Annotated in this window: 17 protein-coding genes; 4 read left to right on the top strand and 13 right to left on the bottom strand. The window is 41.8% G+C overall.

The window, feature by feature from the left end; genetic code table 11:
- Positions 1-3: 3 nt before the first annotated feature.
- Complete coding sequence (locus IMZ31_RS05935; protein ID WP_207529646.1) at positions 4-279, bottom strand: hypothetical protein; 276 nt, start codon at positions 277-279, stop codon at positions 4-6.
- 199 nt (positions 280-478) lie between these two features.
- Here IMZ31_RS05935 and IMZ31_RS05930 point away from each other — a divergent pair, with 199 nt between their 5' ends.
- The gene (locus tag IMZ31_RS05930) at positions 479-796 is read left to right on the top strand and encodes an ArsR/SmtB family transcription factor (RefSeq protein WP_207529645.1); all 318 of its coding nucleotides are present in this window, start codon (positions 479-481) and stop codon (positions 794-796) included.
- A gap of 128 nt (positions 797-924) precedes the next feature.
- A complete protein-coding gene (locus tag IMZ31_RS05925; RefSeq protein WP_207529644.1) occupies positions 925-1,476 on the top strand; it encodes an NAD(P)H-dependent oxidoreductase in 552 nt (183 codons plus the stop codon).
- 42 nt (positions 1,477-1,518) lie between these two features.
- Here IMZ31_RS05925 and IMZ31_RS05920 read toward each other — a convergent pair whose 3' ends face one another.
- Both IMZ31_RS05920 and IMZ31_RS05915 read right to left on the bottom strand, forming a co-directional pair.
- Positions 1,519-2,496 (bottom strand): HD domain-containing protein, encoded by a 978-nt coding sequence (locus IMZ31_RS05920; protein WP_207529643.1) that lies wholly within the window; start codon positions 2,494-2,496, stop codon positions 1,519-1,521.
- Between the two features lie 13 nt (positions 2,497-2,509).
- Positions 2,510-2,689, bottom strand: coding sequence for a DUF4083 family protein (locus IMZ31_RS05915; RefSeq protein WP_207529642.1), 180 nt, complete (start codon positions 2,687-2,689; stop codon positions 2,510-2,512).
- 528 nt (positions 2,690-3,217) lie between these two features.
- Between IMZ31_RS05915 and IMZ31_RS05910 the strand changes: the two genes are divergently transcribed.
- Positions 3,218-5,125, top strand: coding sequence for an LTA synthase family protein (locus IMZ31_RS05910; protein WP_207529641.1), 1,908 nt, complete (start codon positions 3,218-3,220; stop codon positions 5,123-5,125).
- A 254-nt stretch (positions 5,126-5,379) separates the two neighbouring features.
- On the opposite strand, the gene IMZ31_RS05905 is transcribed toward IMZ31_RS05910, so the two are convergent.
- A complete protein-coding gene (locus IMZ31_RS05905) occupies positions 5,380-5,565 on the bottom strand; it encodes an antitoxin VbhA family protein (RefSeq protein WP_207529640.1) in 186 nt (61 codons plus the stop codon).
- 126 nt (positions 5,566-5,691) lie between these two features.
- Between IMZ31_RS05905 and IMZ31_RS05900 the strand changes: the two genes are divergently transcribed.
- Positions 5,692-6,021: a hypothetical protein gene (locus IMZ31_RS05900; RefSeq protein ID WP_207529639.1), complete on the top strand. Its 330-nt coding sequence runs from the start codon at positions 5,692-5,694 to the stop codon at positions 6,019-6,021.
- 279 nt (positions 6,022-6,300) lie between these two features.
- Here the strand turns inward: IMZ31_RS05900 and IMZ31_RS05895 are convergent, their stop codons facing one another.
- From IMZ31_RS05895 to IMZ31_RS05855, 9 genes are all read right to left on the bottom strand, one after another.
- The gene (locus IMZ31_RS05895) at positions 6,301-7,125 is read right to left on the bottom strand and encodes a hypothetical protein (protein WP_207529638.1); all 825 of its coding nucleotides are present in this window, start codon (positions 7,123-7,125) and stop codon (positions 6,301-6,303) included.
- Between the two features lie 102 nt (positions 7,126-7,227).
- Positions 7,228-8,208 (bottom strand): sugar phosphate nucleotidyltransferase, encoded by a 981-nt coding sequence (locus IMZ31_RS05890; protein ID WP_207529637.1) that lies wholly within the window; start codon positions 8,206-8,208, stop codon positions 7,228-7,230.
- A 136-nt stretch (positions 8,209-8,344) separates the two neighbouring features.
- The gene (locus IMZ31_RS05885) at positions 8,345-8,512 is read right to left on the bottom strand and encodes a hypothetical protein (RefSeq protein ID WP_207529636.1); all 168 of its coding nucleotides are present in this window, start codon (positions 8,510-8,512) and stop codon (positions 8,345-8,347) included.
- Between the two features lie 20 nt (positions 8,513-8,532).
- Entirely contained in the window at positions 8,533-10,368 is a 1,836-nt protein-coding gene (gene glmS / locus IMZ31_RS05880) for a glutamine--fructose-6-phosphate transaminase (isomerizing) (RefSeq protein WP_207529635.1), read from the bottom strand.
- Between the two features lie 53 nt (positions 10,369-10,421).
- Positions 10,422-11,777, bottom strand: a complete 1,356-nt coding sequence (locus IMZ31_RS05875) for a nucleotide sugar dehydrogenase (protein WP_207529634.1) — start codon at positions 11,775-11,777, stop codon at positions 10,422-10,424.
- A gap of 21 nt (positions 11,778-11,798) precedes the next feature.
- Entirely contained in the window at positions 11,799-12,605 is an 807-nt protein-coding gene (locus IMZ31_RS05870) for a response regulator transcription factor (protein WP_207529633.1), read from the bottom strand.
- 22 nt (positions 12,606-12,627) lie between these two features.
- Positions 12,628-14,046, bottom strand: coding sequence for a glycosyltransferase family 2 protein (locus IMZ31_RS05865; protein ID WP_084599517.1), 1,419 nt, complete (start codon positions 14,044-14,046; stop codon positions 12,628-12,630).
- A 20-nt stretch (positions 14,047-14,066) separates the two neighbouring features.
- Positions 14,067-15,227, bottom strand: a complete 1,161-nt coding sequence (locus IMZ31_RS05860) for a HEAT repeat domain-containing protein (RefSeq protein WP_207529632.1) — start codon at positions 15,225-15,227, stop codon at positions 14,067-14,069.
- A gap of 13 nt (positions 15,228-15,240) precedes the next feature.
- Positions 15,241-17,217 (bottom strand): hypothetical protein, encoded by a 1,977-nt coding sequence (locus tag IMZ31_RS05855; RefSeq protein ID WP_242705652.1) that lies wholly within the window; start codon positions 17,215-17,217, stop codon positions 15,241-15,243.
- Positions 17,218-17,606 lie beyond the last annotated feature (389 nt).

The following is a 17,606-nucleotide window of genomic DNA, read 5'->3' as shown; positions in this document are numbered from 1 at the left end:
TCACTATCCCCAAATAAACATCAGATAACCATTAAAGGCAGCTAAGCCTACACTTAATAGAAGTGTCAAAATAGGAGTAATCTTGCCTTTCCCTTTCTCTTGGATTACTCCCACACCCCCAACAACAAGGCCAATAATGGCTGTATATCGTGTTAAATGAGAGAAGGTCACAATCGTTAACAGTCCCTCCATAGAACCTACAATAATAAGAGCAAGCAACTGCCCTACAAATATGGCTAACATAAATAATGAAATCTTTCCTGATAATGCTTTTGGCACCGGTATTCCCTCCTACAATGGTTTATGTAAGGGAATACCCTTATCTGTTGAGTATTATTCCTTAAGAGGACAGTTTTTAACAAGTTAATCACCTTCCATAACAAGTCGTACTCACAATCATATCTACAGCTTTAAAGGGGCTCACGATAATAAACCCGTTACCTTGCCTCAGGAGTCAATAATCGATACAATATGATGTATGAAAATACCTTATCATCCACCAATAGAAAGTGTTACACTTACAAAAGTTTTGCAGGCACTTAGCGAACCGAACCGAGCAAAAATTGTTCGATGTCTGCGGGATACACATGAGAATAACTGTACCCACTACACGCTTCAACTTCAATTACCAAAGTCAACTGTATCTCATCATATAAAAGTATTACGAGAAGCTGGTTTAATCCAGGCCAGGATTGTAGGAAAGGAGCATTTTTACTCCATACGAACGGAAGAAATCGAAGGGAAATTCCCTGGATTACTCGATGCGATCGGAAAAGTAAATGAAGAAGATTTGTAGCGTGACTTGAGAACCCCCTTTTTAGGCGGTTCTCTTTTTTTGTTTGCATTCCACTAACCGAGGTGCTATAGTTTAAAACAGTTCGATGGTTTTCGAACAATAAAACTATTAAACAAAGGATGTTAATCATGAATAATATTCTAGTTATCAATGGTCACGAACCATACCCAATTGCTGAGGGCCGTCTAAATAAAACGCTTTTCGATGAAATTGTAACCAAGCTCTCCACAAAATATGACGTTCAAACAACGATTGTAAGTGAAGGATATGATGTAAAAGAAGAGCAAGAAAAATTCAAGTGGGCAGATACCATCGTTTTCCAAACCCCCATGTACTGGTTCAGTCTTCCGGGCGGGACTAAGACATATATTGATTCCATTTATGAACCAGGCGTTTTCTTTGGAGGTGGAGAAAAATACGGAGACGGTGGACTTATGCCAGGAAGAAAGTACATGTTCTCAACAACCTGGAATGCTCCAAAAGAAGCGTTCAGCAATAGCGAAGAGTTCTTTAAAGGGCAAGATCTTGAAGGAGCCATTGACCACCTTCATAACACACAAAAATATGTTGGTATGGAACCACTGAAAAGTTTCGGTGCCTTTGATGTCATTAAAAACCCTGACATTGATACGTATATGACAGAACTTCGCCAGCATCTCGCTGAAGTGTTCGGCGTTTAATGTTTGATATAAAAAAGGAGAGAGGCGCTCAAAGCCTCTCTCCTACACATGTATGATTTTTACAAAGGATCCTTTCATGGCTTTCTTATAAGCCTCTTCCCCCATGAGCTTCACTTTCTCGGATTGTTCAGACACCCTGATAAGATTACCATTGCTCATGATTAAAGGATCAATCAGCCTGACTTTCCCTTTTCTATGTAGATCATATTCCTGGTCATTCTCTATTACAGAAACAGAGTGACGGAGCTGCCTCAACCACATATGCACACTCGCCTCATTACAAGAATGAAGCAGATCCAAAACCTCACGATCTGTCTTTTGAAAATCGTTTAATGTAATAACACCTTTGTCTAAAGCGGCCTTTAATGCACGTGCAAGACGATCGTAACCGAATATGTTCAGAGGATGCATAAAGAAATTGATAACTTCTTTATAGTAAACCTCTACAAACCACTCTGCACATTCGGCATCGGCTACATACATTTTACCCTTATACACATGTAACTTGGTTAGAAACGTATCAATTTCCCCCTTTTCAATATGCCCGTACTGATACATATCTCTTAATGTATAGTCCACACGATCTGCACAAAGATCAGGAGCAGATTGTTCTAGTAACGTCCACTGCTCATCATTCCCAAGAAGATCCAGTGCGCTGTAACCATGTCTCTCTAAGATGTCTGGGATTTCTGAATGTTGAATAATTTGTTCATAAATTTCTTCATGATAGTCCTCCTCTTTATTGTCGATAACAAAGTCAATAACGTGTGAAAAAGCCGTATGAGACACATCATGAAGTAACCCTGCAATCTGTTCCTCAAGGCTCCCTCCTAAACGTCTAATCAGCAGCATTACACCAATAGAGTGTTCATATCTTGTCACGTTCCAACTATCATTAACGAGGACACTTGCTCCTCCTTGATAAATCCCCTTCAAACGTTGAACAAGTGAACTATTGATTAATTCTTCAAGTATCCCTTCAACCACAGCGGTTCCATAAATCTGATCTGTAATCCGCATTCTATCCCTCGCTTTATTTCCGATTAGACTCTTCTAATAATTGGTCAACTTTCTTCTCCAAACGATCTAAGCGCGCCACGAAATTTCTCTTTATGATCCCCTTTATAAACAGTGTTAAAGATACCAAAAACATAACGATCAATAACACCACAACAAACAACATCATAACCCCAGGCAACCCCACACCAGACATCCCTCTCCCCTCCCCCTTTCCTTATTATAGAATACCACCCCTACACCACCATATAAAGCAACACAACGTACCAACCGCGCTTTAATGCTTCAGAGCATTAACGGGTGTCTGACACCCTTTAGTACTGCAGAGAACCACCGGGTGTCTGGCACGCTTTAGTATGTTGAAGTGGATTTGGAGTTTAAATGTGAGGATATTGGTGAATATATATGAGGATACCGTCGGTGCGAAACTTGTTATTTACTAAATATGTAAAAATAACCTTTGATATTAGGTTGAAAACATGTTAAATTTTTGTAAGGTCATAGATTTAAAATCGTGACAATTCTATGAATAAAGGGTACATTTCATAGGCAATTTGGCTAATTTGAGCACTGTTCCCATTGACCTTTCTCAAAATAAATCTATAATGAAATTCTAAAGAATTTGTAAATGTAGGATCTCAAGCACTTTGACTATACAGATAAAAAGCACGATATCCTCAATCAGAATCTATCATGGAACCAGGCGATCAAAGGAGGATCACACATGAATAAAAGAGTAGACCGGTTGCTACAAAGTGGACTATTCTTCTTTCTCATAGCTACCGTACTGCTATGGGCCAAATCTTATTTAGCTTTTAGATTTTCGTTTTCCTTAGACTTAGAAAATACCATTCAAGAATATATTCTGGCTCTTACACCACTAGGGTCCATATTGTTCTTCTTATCACTAAGTTTCATCTTTCCAAAGGCGAAGCGAATTAAAGCATTTCTAACCTTGTACTTCATCATGTCGTTTGTTCTGTTCGCAAACGTCGTGTATTACCGATTCTTTAACGACTTTATTACTATCCCTGTATTAATGCAGTATAAGAACTTCGCTCAGCTTGGCGGAAGTGCAAAGTCTCTTATGAGTTTCACAGACCTCTTGTTCTGGATTGATGTAGTTGCTCTATTTGTTTGGGCACGAATGAAAAAAGGACAGCTTTCACTAAGCGTGAAAAAACGCACAATGGGAGCGATTGTTGCTACATCTCTTCTAGCGATCTCGTTGAACCTGAACTTAGCCAACGAAGAGCGTTCTGAACTGTTAACTCGTACATTCGACCGTGCCATGTTTGTTAAACTAATGGGAGTATACAACTTCCACCTATACGACACGGTTATGACGGCAAATACCCAATCACACCGCGTATTCGCAGAAAGCGATGAGCTAACAGAAGTACGTAACTACTTGTCCAGTCAAAAGGATCCAAAAAGTGAAAACTTTGGCGCTTTAGAAGGTAAGAACGTTGTGCTTATTTCAATGGAATCCTTACAAAACTTTGCTATTGATTACAAAGTAAATGGTAAGGAAGTTACGCCATTCTTAAACGACTTAATTGACGATAAAAACTCTGTTTACTTTAACAATTTCTACCACAACACGGGTCAAGGGAAGACATCAGACTCTGAGTTCCTACTTGCGAACTCCTTATACCCACTACCACGTGGCGCTGTCTTCACAACCAATGCTGGTAACGAATTTAATGGAACTCCTGAAATTCTAAAAGAAAAAGGGTATACATCCGCAGTGTTCCACGGTAATAACGATAGTTTCTGGAACCGTGATGTCATGTATCCAGCTCTAGGGTACGATCGCTTCTTCTCTAAGAAAGATTATGAAGTGACTCCTGAAAACTCAGTAAACTATGGATTAAAAGACATTGAGTTCTTTGAACAATCCATGCCTATGATTAAGAGCTTAGAGAAGCCTTACTACACGAAATTCATTACTCTAACGCACCACTACCCATTCGTTCTAAACGATGAAGAAGATGTAATGATTGACAAGACACAGACTGGTGACGGTACAGTTGACCGTTACTTCCAAACAGCGCGCTATATGGATGAAGCTTTCAAGAAATTCTTTGAAGATATGAAAGCAAACGGTGAATATGAAAACACCGTCTTCATTATGTACGGAGACCACTACGGCATCTCTGAAAATCATAACCGAGCAATGTCTGAAATTATGGGCACAGAGATTCGACCATTTGAGCACACTCAATTACAGCGTGTTCCTCTCATTATCCACTCTCCTGGTTTAGAGGGTAAAACAGTGGATACAGTCGGAAGCCAAGTTGACTTAAAACCAACCATCTTAAACCTTTTAGGTGTTAAGAACGAAAACGACATTCAATTCGGTACCGACCTGCTTGCAAAAGATCGCGAAGACTTAGCCATTTTACGTGACGGTTCCGTTATTACAGACAAATATGTCTACGATGGCGAATCGGAAAAATGCTATGACAAAGCGACAGGCCAAGAAGTAGAAGGTTCACAATGTGATTCTATTGCTCAAAAAGGGCAAACAGAATTGAACCTATCTGATAAGCTTGTGTACGGTGATTTACTTCGTTTCTTAGAAGACGAAGAAGAACCACTTACCAACTCACCAAATAAAGAGAAATAATACGAAGCCGCATAAACGAATGTTTATGCGGCTTTTTTTTACTATTCCTTTATCACTTTGAATTGCTCTCATAGAGCGGTAATGGAATCACCGTTTAAGATGGGAAGCGCTTTTGCAGGTTTGACGTGCTACCCGTATAATTCTCAGAGATTATTAAATCAGGCGGCTCGTTCAGATGCTGCACGCTCCCACTCAGAAGGGAATAAAACAACCTCCCCCACTACTATGATATGGGGAGGTTTCTAATGGATAGATTATTGCTGATCTTTCCTCCGCTGCACGAGTTCTAAAGCCAACTCTACGAATTGTTCGTGCGAGATTTCTCCTAACAAGCTTTTTCGAACAAGCTGTTCATGCTCTTTTGTAATGTAGTATCCCTCTAGCTCAATCGACGCTTTCGCACTCTTCATTGCTTTCTCTATAGATTGTTGATCATTCATGTTTTCACCTGCTTTTATTAATTAACTTGCCCTCGAACCCATTATGCCTTTGAAAAACGATTCCCTTCCTCGTTTTTGCTGCATAGACTAACTCAGAATCCCTGTTTATGTAGGAGGTCATTATCTATGAAACAACCAAAGCTCCCCCTCATCCCCATAGGAAAAGGAGAGAGAACATTCGAACAGGATGCTTTTTGGAACGGCTATCCCTTTCGAGGATTTCCCTTTGGCGCAACAGGGGATATCTTTTGGGGTGTATACGATGCCCTATTTTTCTATCCACCCTTCTACTCTACTACATTTCCCTACTCGCCAAAATGCCCAGGCCCATACCCATACGGATATCCACCTAACGAAGGAAAAGGACCCGCCTTCATCATAGGCGGCCCACCCCTCGGCCAACAAGTTGCTCCCATACCACCAGTACCGCCCATACAAATTAACGCTGATGTGTAGGTCCGTTCATCACATTATTGTCAGGGCTGGATGGGGGACTGCGAGACTCCAGCTGGAAGAGGAGCCTAGGGAAGACCCCCGCAGAGAGCGAAAGCGAACAAGGAGGCTTCCCAGCTCCCCGCAGGAAAGCGAGTTGTCCCCCATCCAGCCCTACCACACATATACGCAACGGACCCCCTACTAACATAAAAAACGCAATCCACACTATTGGTGGATTGCGTTTTTTTGCATCTATAATAAGGGGGAGATGCATTTTTTCCAAAGTCTATCTATTTATAATTAATCCGCATGGTCAATCCAATGCGAATAATCATGTATCGCTGTGCCTCCAAAGCCTTTATTCCCTTTGTAGGCGTCTTCTAAAACCTCTAGTTCTTGGTCCATGGTTCCTGGTTCATCACCATGGAACGTGGTATGAGTTCCTTCTGCACTATCGATAACATTGACCCCGACCACAACGGATTTACCTTCTTTACTAGCTTCATTTACAATCGGCTTTGAAATGGATTGAATACCGTTTGGTCCTTCTGCCTTGTTTCGATAGGCCATCAGCGTCATGGAATCGTAGTGTTCGATCATCCACTCGCTTAATGTCTGGTCCTTATAAGGAACTTTTTTCTCATGAATCCAGAAAGGGAAATCCCCACTGACTTGCAGATGATCCTGTTCTTTTGCTTCTCGAATCAAATGAACAGTATTCATCATCCACTGATTGATTACATTATCAGCATCCTCTTTCCATTGCGATAAGAGATATGGCTCAATATCAACATGAACGCCAGCGAATTTCTGATCCTCACCGACCGTATTATTGTAATCATGAACGATCGAAACAAACCGATCGAGGCTATCCCGATTCTTAATGAGCGCCCAGTTTGGGTCTCCACCTAGCGCATAAACATCAATATCCTCTTTACTGGCATGTTGAATAAAGGAACGATACGGACCTGGCCTAAAGGTTTCAAAATCGATATGGATGTAAACAAGGTTCACCTTTTCTTCTTTTAAAAAGGAAACATCTTGTTCAGGGTTTTCCTCAATTTTAGAGACGTCCCAAATCCAAGTTGCCTTTTTCGATTGATTTTGATTGTCACTAAAGACCATGTAACCCACTCCTAAAATAATCAACACACTCAAGATCATAGTGGAGATCTTGTACGTTTTGATGATCCTTTTCAGCTTGTTCAAAATAAATTTGCACACCCTTTATGAATGAATAGGGATTTTACAAATATCGTTCGTCATTGAGAAGTTCTGAACTCTTGTTTTGTCCCGAACTTCAAGATCTCTTAAGTCAACATCAGGTCCAATTACACAGTAAGAACCAATAACCGATTCCCCTCGTATATGAGCGCGTGGCTCAATCAGCGTATCCTGTCCAATCGTCACATCAGCCTCAACGTAGCTAGAAGAAGAATCGATGAAAGAAACCCCATTCTTCATGTGACGCTCAATGATTCGCTGCTGCATGATTTCTTCTGCTTTAGCAAGTTGGATTCGATCATTGACTCCAAGCCCTTCAGCTACATCTTCTGTTGAGGTGGCTGAGATCGTATAGCCTTGCTCTTCTAATATTTCGATTACATCAGGTAAGTAATATTCGCTTTGATTGTTGTTCGTTCCAACTTCATTGAGTGATTGGAATAGCAACTTATTATCAAAACAGAAGATGCCTGTGTTCACTTCCCCGATGGATTGCTCTTGTGGCGTGGCATCTTTTTGCTCTACAATACGCTCAACGTTTCCGTCTCTGTTTCGTACGATACGGCCGTATCCTGTTGGATCCTCAGGAAGCATCGTTAAAATCGTCGCTGCTGCATTTGTTTCACGGTGATGATCGAGCAAGTTCTGAACGGTGTTGCTCGTAATAAGAGGGGTATCTCCTGTAATGATCACAGTCGTCCCTTCTTGATGAGCAAGCTGGTCTGCGCTCATTTGAACAGCATGTGCTGTCCCTAATTGCTCAGACTGATGTGCATACGTAACAGACTCTCCTAACTGCTCCTTAACCATTTCACTCTTATGACCCACAACGGTTACAATTTCGTTCATCTGTAGGTCCTTTAATAAATCAGTAATATGTTCAACCATCGGCTTTCCGCAAACAGGATGAAGCACTTTCGGAAGATCTGACTTCATTCTCGTTCCCTTACCAGCCGCTAACACAACTGCATATGTACGTTCCATATCCTTCACTCCCTCACTTTTATATGTACTTTAGTGAAGTAAAGGGTGTCTGGCACGCTTCACTTCACTAAAGGGTGTCAGACACGCTTTATCGCTTTATCTTGCTACACGAGTAAAGGGTGTCTGTTAGAGTATGTTATTCGTTGCCTGCTTGTTGGAAATGGGGGCGCAGGTCGTTAATTAGTTTGTTTAAGATCTGGCCATCTTCTGAGATGGTTTGGTCGTTAATCTTTTCTTGGATGCCTAGCATGATTGTCTTCAGGTTTGATTCATCGAGCGTTGTTTGGTGACGTTCCTTTTGCAAGAGGGAACCTCCTTTTAGAATTATTCTACCGTTACACTCTTAGCCAAGTTACGTGGCTTGTCCACATCGTTTCCAAGGGCAAGAGATGTGTAATAAGAAATCAGTTGTAGAGGTAAAACGGATAGTAATGGTGTGAATAGAGAATAAGTTTCCGGAATGAAGCAAGTCTCATCGACGTATTGTGTTACTTTCACATTCCCTCTCATCGTTACTCCTAAAACATTTGCTCCTCGTGCACTCACTTCTTTGATGTTTCCAAGCATCTTATCGTATAGCTTTTCTTGAGTAAGTAGGGAGATGATTGGCGTCCCTTCTTCGATCAAGGCAAGCGTACCATGCTTTAATTCGCCAGCCGCATAAGCTTCAGAATGGATGTATGAAATCTCTTTTAATTTCAATGACCCTTCTAGTGCGACTGCGGTATCGATTCCACGTCCCAAGAAGAACACACTCTTCGCATCTTTAATGGACTCGCCGTACTCTTTAATCGCTTCATTATGGAACAAGATCTCTTCCATTTGCTCCGGTACTCCCTGAAGAGCAGCCATGTATTGAGCATTTTGTTCTGGTGTGATTTGCTTCTTCTTCTGAGCCAAGTAAATACCTAGTAGATAGAACGATAATACTTGAGTCGTGTATGCTTTCGTTGAAGCGACGGCAATCTCTGGTCCTGCTAGTGTTAAAATAACGTCATCAGCTTCACGAGAGATCGAGCTCCCTACAACATTCGTAATGGATAACGTTTTTGCGCCCAGTTCCTTACTTTGGCGCAGTGCTGCTAATGTGTCGGCTGTTTCACCCGATTGACTCACCGCGATGACAAGGGTATTTTCATTTACGATTGGATTGCGGTAACGGAATTCTGACGCCACTTCTACATCAACCGGGGTGCGCGTTAATTCTTCAATAGCCGTTTTGCCTAATAGTCCAGCGTGGTAAGCTGTACCGCATGCTACAATGTGAACTTTATCCCACTTCGCTACTTGTTCTTCTGTCCAAGCAAGCTCAGGGAAATCAACTTCGTTTGTTTCTTTATCTACTCGACCTGCCATTGTCTTTTCAAGAGCTTTCGGCTGTTCGAAGATTTCTTTTAACATAAAGTGGTCGAAGCCGTTCTTCTCCGCTTGTTCCATATCCCAATCAACTCGGAATAGATCGCGAGAGATGGCGTTTCCTGTACGCACATCCATTAAAGAAATGCTTTCTTCTGTTAGTACAGCCATTTCTCCATCTTCTAAAATATACACATCACGCGTATGCTCTAAGACTGCTGGGATATCTGAACTAATGAAGTTCTCGCCGTTTCCTGAGCCAATAATAAGCGGGCTTGCTTGTCGTACAGCGTAAAGTTTCCCTGGTGTATGACGAGATACAACACCTAACGCATAAGCACCGTCTAATTTCTCAACGACTTTCTGAATGGTGGAGACAACATCGCCGTCATATAGCTTCGTAAGTAAATGCGCGATGACTTCTGAGTCTGTTTCAGATGTGAATGTTGCGCCCTCTGCAACAAGTTCATCTTTGAGCTCGATATAGTTCTCGATAATTCCGTTGTGAACGACCGCGAATTCTGTCTCTTCACTGTCTGTATGAGGGTGAGAGTTCTCATCAGAAGGACGACCATGTGTCGCCCAACGTGTATGACCAATTCCGATAGAACCTTGAAGTGGTGCGTCTTCTAGACGAGACGCCAAGTTATCTAATCGTCCTTCTGCTTTCGTTACATGAACTGCTTCTCCGTCGTGGATTGCTACCCCAACAGAGTCATAGCCGCGATATTCGAGCTTCTTAAGACCGTTTGTTAAAATTTCTTGTGTGTGCTGCTGTCCGATATACCCCATGATTCCGCACATGTTTCTCATCTCCCTTGTCTCGTGTGTGTTTGTATAGTCGTTACTAGATCTACTTATAATGCGATAGAATGATCTTTTGTGTGAACTTTAGAAGATGTTCCAAGCTTGTGAATGTGATCACGGTCGAACTCTTCAAATGCGTTACGAGTATCAACAATTGGTACACCAAGATCAGCCAATTCTTGATAATCAAAGTCAGAGTGATTCGTTACAAGTACCATGCAATCATATTTCTTCAACTGCTCTTTGTTGTAAGGAACCGATCTTACTATCTCACCGTCATCATCAATGAAGCTATGAGCATGTGGATCGCAATACTCTACGTTAGCTCCGCTCTCTTTGTAAAGCTCATAAAGATAAAGACCTGGAGATTCGCGAAGGTCACTGATATTTGGCTTGTACGCCATTCCTAGAATCAAGATGTTTGAGCTATTCACAGAACGGCCGTAAACGTTAAGAACTTGTGATGTTTTAGACACAACAACGTCAGGCATGTTGCTATTAATCGATTGCGCCAGATCAATGAACTTGCTGTAGAAACGGAATCCTTTTGCTTTCCAAGAAAGGTACATTGGATCAAGCGGAATGCAGTGGCCGCCAATTCCAGGTCCCGGCTGGAATTTCATGAAGCCGAATGGTTTCGTCGCTGCTGCATCGATTACTTCCCAAACGTCGATGTCCATTCGTTCACACATCATCGCAATTTCATTGACGAAAGCAATATTCACACTACGGAACGTGTTCTCAAGAAGCTTAGACATCTCAGCAACTCGTGGAGATGAAACAGGAACAACATTGCCTACGTAGTTCTGATACAAGCTTGCACCAAGTTCGCTACATTTCGGCGTCACACCGCCAATGACTTTAGGCATGTTCTTCGTGTTAAACGTGTCGTTACCTGGGTCTACACGTTCAGGTGAGTAGCATAGGAAGAAGTCTTCACCAGCTTGGTAGCCTAACTTATTGAACTCACTAAGAATAAGCTCTTCCGTAGTTCCTGGGTACGTCGTACTCTCAAGCGTGATTAATGTCCCTTTTCTCATGCTTGGCTTCACTTTCTCGATTACGCTTGTGATATAAGACGTATCAGGATCTTGGTTCTCACTTAAAGGAGTTGGAACACAGATACTGATGGCATCTAGTTCATTTACAAGATCATAGTCTGTTGAAGGACGGAAACGCCCAGATTCAATTGCTTCTCTAAGATCTTGGTCGGTAATGTCCTGAATATAAGAATCTCCTGCTTTAAGCGCGTCGATTTTATTCGGGTCAAGGTCGATTCCTGTTACGTTGAAACCGGATTTCACCATTTCCACCGCTAGCGGAAGCCCTACATACCCCATACCAATTACACCGATATTTGCTTTTTTCGCTTCTATTTTTTGCGCTAAATGATTTGCATATTTCATGAATAAATCCCCCTAAATAAATTATGAATGTACTGCTTGTAACAACTGAACCATTCGTGACTCGAGTTCCATTAAAGAAAATGGCTTCGTAACATAGTCGGATACCCCGTATTCGAATGTTCGCTTAACATCTTCTTCTAATTGCTTATTGGTTAGCACCATAATAGGCGCAGCCTTTATAGCCTCTACATGTTGAATATGATGAATGAACTGATAACCACCAAGGGCCGATAAATTAATCTCTGTAATCACAAGGCTCGGATGATGCTTCTCGTATTGAGCTACACCCTCTTTACCATCTGTAGCGGTGTGAACGGTGTACCCTTTATGAGTGAAATACGAGGTAACCAGCTCCAACACTTTTTCATCACTATCTACAATTAAGATCGAATCTTTCTTCTTTTTATTTTCTTTCTTGAAGACGCGGATCTCACCTTGAGGTCCGTTCTCTGAAATAATTTCAGATACCATATCAAAGAGCATCTGCTCAGCGAATGGGCTGCTTTCAGGAAAACTCCCAACCAATATGGATCCCGAAAGATAGCCATTCTCTTCTAAGAAGTCTTTCACATATAAGGAATAAAAGTGAGAATACCCAATCGTACGGTTGTCTAGTAAAATCCCAACCAACCCTTCTGTCTGATCATGACTAAACTGAACACCAACCTCTGGCTCGAGGCGTTCCATATGAGTTTTTAGCTTCTCAAGCTCTTTGGCATTAAGATCTGCGCGAGCGATAATCATTCCACAAGCTAAGTTACTTTCCTGATAATACTCTAGAAAATGATGAAACGTCTGAATAATCCGTGATCCCACTTGCTGTTCCACAGCTCTCTACCCCCTTTTTGCATTAAGCTGATTTCTTATCTTCATTAAAACTTGTTCGGACCATCGTTCCCCAGGAGGTCTTCTTACGGAAGAAGTCGATGTGACCTAAGAACCTCCATAGAATACCAAGCTGTCTATAACCAAAGAACATAAGCACTGTATAGATCAACATCTTAAAGAAATCTCGAATTCTCGGATAACGTTGGAAGGCAATCTCTTCAAGAAGCATGGATCCAATTCCGAGTAATGTTCCGTAAAGAATATTGATTAAGCTGAAGACGAGTAAAATCTTCCAACCTGACATATCCATAAGAGCGTATCCAATTAGAGCAAGTAATCCTGTAATTCTGAAATAAGGACTTAACGTTTCGAAAATGATGTTGTAAGGAATCGTTAGCCAACCCATGATCTTATATTTCGGTCGCATAAACATAAAGCGCCCTTCCTCGATCATGTTCTTCAAGTTACCGCGACCCCAGCGTTTACGTTGGCTTCCAAGGATTTTGAATGTATCAGGTGCCTGCGTCCAACAAACAGCGTCAGGGCAAAATGCAACCTTATACGGTAAATTGTTCTCAAGCATGTGACGGTGAAGCTTAATAATAATGTTCATATCTTCACCTGGGTAACCACCTCGGTAGCCCCCTACTTCAACTACATAATCTTTACGGAATACACCGAACGCGCCAGAGACGATAATTAAACCATTTACTGAACTCCAGCCAATACGTCCACCTAAGAAGGCTTTCATATATTCGACTAGCTGCCACATTGGTAGTAGCTTTTTCGGTAGTTTTACATTTTTCACAACGCCATTTTCAATCTTACAGCCGTTTGCAATGCGGACATTCCCGCCAATCGCAACATATTCTTCAGGCTTTTCCATGTACATGCGGGCAATGCGAATCAACGCATCTTCTTCTAATAACGAGTCAGCATCAATAGATGAGATAAGTGGATAACTGGACAAGTTAATCCCTGCATTTAATGAGTCCGCTTTACCGCCATTCTCTTTATCCACGACATAAAGGTTTGGATAATCCGGGTTATAGTAAAGCCCTCTCACCTTCGCCGTCTTAATGACATCCTTGATCGATGTTGGCTTGTAATATTGAAGTTCAAATTCCTTAATTAGAACACCAACCGTGTCGTCACTTGATCCGTCATTCACGACGATAACTTCGTGTTTCGGATAGTGTAGAGCGAGAAGTGAACGAACGTTTTCTATAATCGTTAACTCCTCGTTAAAGGCTGGTACAAGAATCGATATGGGAGGTACGTTGTTCGATCCCGATAACGATTTGTATTTTGAGAATGTCGTGCTTTTTAGAATTTTAGAGATTTCTTTAAATGAGAATAAGATAATCCCGAAGTAGATCGTGTTGATGGTTAAGACATAATACATCGCGAATATGCCGTAACCGAGTAATATTTCTCTCATGCCTCTCCCCTTTCTACCAATTACATGGCGTCAATAAGCTCTTGGTCTTTGCCGAAGTAGGTTTCATAAATCGATAGTTTACGATGGTAATCAGCTACTTTACGATTCGTAGAATAACCAGCAGCGCTTTCTTTCAAGTATTCATGGATCATTTCAAAAGCGATCGTTCCGTTTCGTAAATTGCTTACTGAAAGCTTACAAAGGGTACGGAAACCAGAATCCCCTAGCTGAGAAAGGCTCTTCGCACTCTTCCTTGCAACCTGTTTATTCTCATCTTGAACACCTAGTTCAAGTACTTCTTGATACTTCTTCACGCCTGTCTGGCCAATCCATTCTGCTGTAAATAAGCGAATTTCTTCATCTTTAAACTTCATGAACTGTTCCATTTCTTGCGACGAGGAACCTCCAGAGGCAACCATTAGCTTCGCTGCGTTCGTACGAATATCGTAGTCTTCTGAATTGAGGTGAGGCCTTAGAATGGAATGCATTTCAGCGTCAGGCTGATCTCTTAGCCCAAACAGTCCCACTTTCGTTAGCTCTGGATTTGGTTCCTTTAATAAAGAGATGAATGGCCCGCGTAAATCCAAATCAGACTCTTTGGCAATATCTACAATTAATGGATAGTTATTCTCCTGGTCCTTAGCTAAATAATGAATCATATCATTGATTTGCCCTGTGGATGTTGCGGTTTGAGCAATAGATCTTGCTACGATAAAGCGCGTTGAGTCTTTCTTATTCTTGTAAAGCATTTTACAAAGGTTAGGAACAGCTTCCTCGCATCGCATAGCTCCTAAGTTATAAGCAGCTTCTAAGCGAACGTAATGGCGTCCACTCTTCAAACGTTTTAAATTAAATTCTGTGAGGCCAAGATCGTTGCAAAGCTGGATGAGCTTCTCCCGTTGAGCCCCCGATAGACGCTCGATTCGTTCAACTAACTCACGTTGGAAGACCTTCTTCTCAAATGTTGTTAGTTCTCTTTTTGGAGTTTGTAACGATTCCCTCGCATCCAATTGTTGTGTAATGTACGTAAAGTAGCTTTCATGTTGTTGCATGACTTTTTCTGTTTTCTTATGCGTTTGTTTCTTCCTAACTTTAATGCCGATAATAATGGATGACATCATCGCCATGAGTCCAGCCAGTACATAGATAACATAAAAAGCCGCTTCTAAATTGAAAAACATACTCAGTCCTCCTTTAGTTTGATAAAGCTTCTTTCATATAATAAAAACTACTCTTCTTTCGTTCTGAATACGTTACTTTGTTCCATTCATCCCATGTGTAGGAGAACGATGTTTCCTGTTCTTCTCCTATTAGCGGGAGAAATTCGACCGATTCAACTGATTCAGTCGTAATGCTTGATGATCCCTTTTGACCTGGGTAGCTGACAACCTTTCGCTGACTAGGATCAGAAAAGCCAAGTAACGCCCAAGGAATCTTCATCTCGATGACGTTTCCTTTCATTTCCCAAAAGGCTTGCGGATCGTAATCCTTACTTTTGAATGCTCCTGCGTCTCCTCTCTTTAACCCTCCAACGCCCACATCTTCAAACGGATGGGCATGTCTTGTGTTAGGAGGTTCAAATTTAAGACTTACAGGTAACTTCCATGGAACGAACTCTTGATCTAGAGAAGGTTGAGCAGCTTCTTCGTCTTTATATAAACGGTGATGAGGATCATAGTCTGATGAAAGCTTAACTTCACCCTCTTCACCACTTAGCGTAATGAGCGCCTCGACTCTTGTTTCAGAAGAAACCTCAGAGCCACCAGGCAATGTATTCACTCCTAAGCGAAACGGCTCATTCCCTATTTCATAACCTTCCGATAATCGAGCGTTGATGTAGACATATCCTTCATCATGCGTGAAAGAAATGGTTTCTATAGGATCGTTCTCAACATCGTGTGTTTGAACATCCTTAAGGTCTTTCCACTCCTCATTGCTACCGTCAATTCGAATATCATCTTCTAAGCCAGGGTACATGCCGATAAGTCCGTAAGACGTTTCGCTAGATAGATAGTTAAACCAATACGCTCGCCGACCTTTTTCCACGAAAGGCATGGTGTTCCATGTTTTCTTAAACCATTCATCCTGCCATGTAAAAAGGGCAGCTCCTGCATAGCCTTCTTCAGCGATCAACTCGTACAGCTCAGCGTTCATCTTCCCTTGCTCTTCTTCGCTATGTCCCCCCTGGTCGCGGTTGTACTGACCTAAGTGGGCGACACCGAGCGAAGATGGTAAACCGAACTCGGTAATCATGATGGGCATTTCCTTATGATACTCTTTCAATTCTTTAAGGTATCCTTTGTAAGCGTCTGGATTGCCTTCTTCATTTAACACATCCATATATGCCTTCCCCAGTCTTAAGAAATCGGGGTAGTAAGGATAAGCATGGAAGGATGCAAAGTACCCTCCGTCCCAGTCCTGCTCCTTAATATGAGTCGCATCAATGCTTACCTTGTCTTCCATAATGAGTGGTTCTTCAGGATGTTCTAGCGGGTCTGTCGTTACCCAATTTGTGAAGGTCATTGGATGCTCCCATCCTTTTTCCTTCTCAAGTTGAGCTGTGTAATCCAAGAGTTTAGAGAGCCAAGACTCAAATGGGTTCGCCTCCTCTGTTGCTCTGAACGACTCCCCCTTAAATACGTCCTCACCTTCGTGAGTGTTGTTTGTGTTTTGAACCATCTTAGGATCCCACTCTGTTCCTAAATGCCAGGCGAGTAAATACGGCGCTGCATTTGTATCAAATGTACCACTCGCTTTTCCTGCGTTTTCTTTGATCGTAGTCTCTCCGTAGACAGCTCCAACCGCTCTTTCAATTTCCTTTTTAAAAGCAGCTGTTACTTCAGGTGCTCGCGCATCATCTGTTTCACGTAGTTGTTCCACCGGTGACCATATGCCTTGTATGAAATAAAGAGGATCTTCAGGATGATTGCGGTTGAATTCTACTAGTGATTCATAAAACACCGGCTCGTGAATCGTATAAATGCGGACGGTATTGACTCCCATATCCTTCATGCTTCTAAACCAACGTTTATACGTCTCTTGATCAAGAGGGAGTGATCCGGGATAGTAGCCCGGAAGAGTTGCTCCCAGGTTCACCCCTTTAATATGAAGAGGCGACCAGGATTCGTTTTGATAGATTTCGATTGTTTGTTGTTGGGTACGAAATTTCATCTTTGTGCCGTCTTGCATTGTTTTACTTTCTACGGGCTTACTCGTTGACAACAACATGTAGCTGATCGTTAAAACAACTGCAAGAAGAAAAGCACCTACCCCGATCTTCTTGCCTGAGATGACTCTAGCCCCCTCCTGTGTAAGAAGTGTAGTTACATTTCCTTGTTTTTCTTTGTCTGTTGATTTGTTCTTGAAAATTATCTGACAAACATTTAACTTAAAATTGCTACTTGCCTTAGCACAGTTAATAACGTAACACGGTTCGACAATCACATCTTCGAAAACGCGATTTCGTAATCACGAATTTCCGTTGCGTTGCCCCCCTGATTCAGGTTTCGGTACTCGAATAAGGAGGAACCACGCAGGAAGCTAAAACCCTTGTCATTGCT

The sequence above is a fragment of the Pontibacillus sp. ALD_SL1 genome (assembly GCF_017355605.1).
Note: the sequence above shows the minus strand (reverse complement) of the source record. Positions and strands in the feature narration are given on the sequence as shown.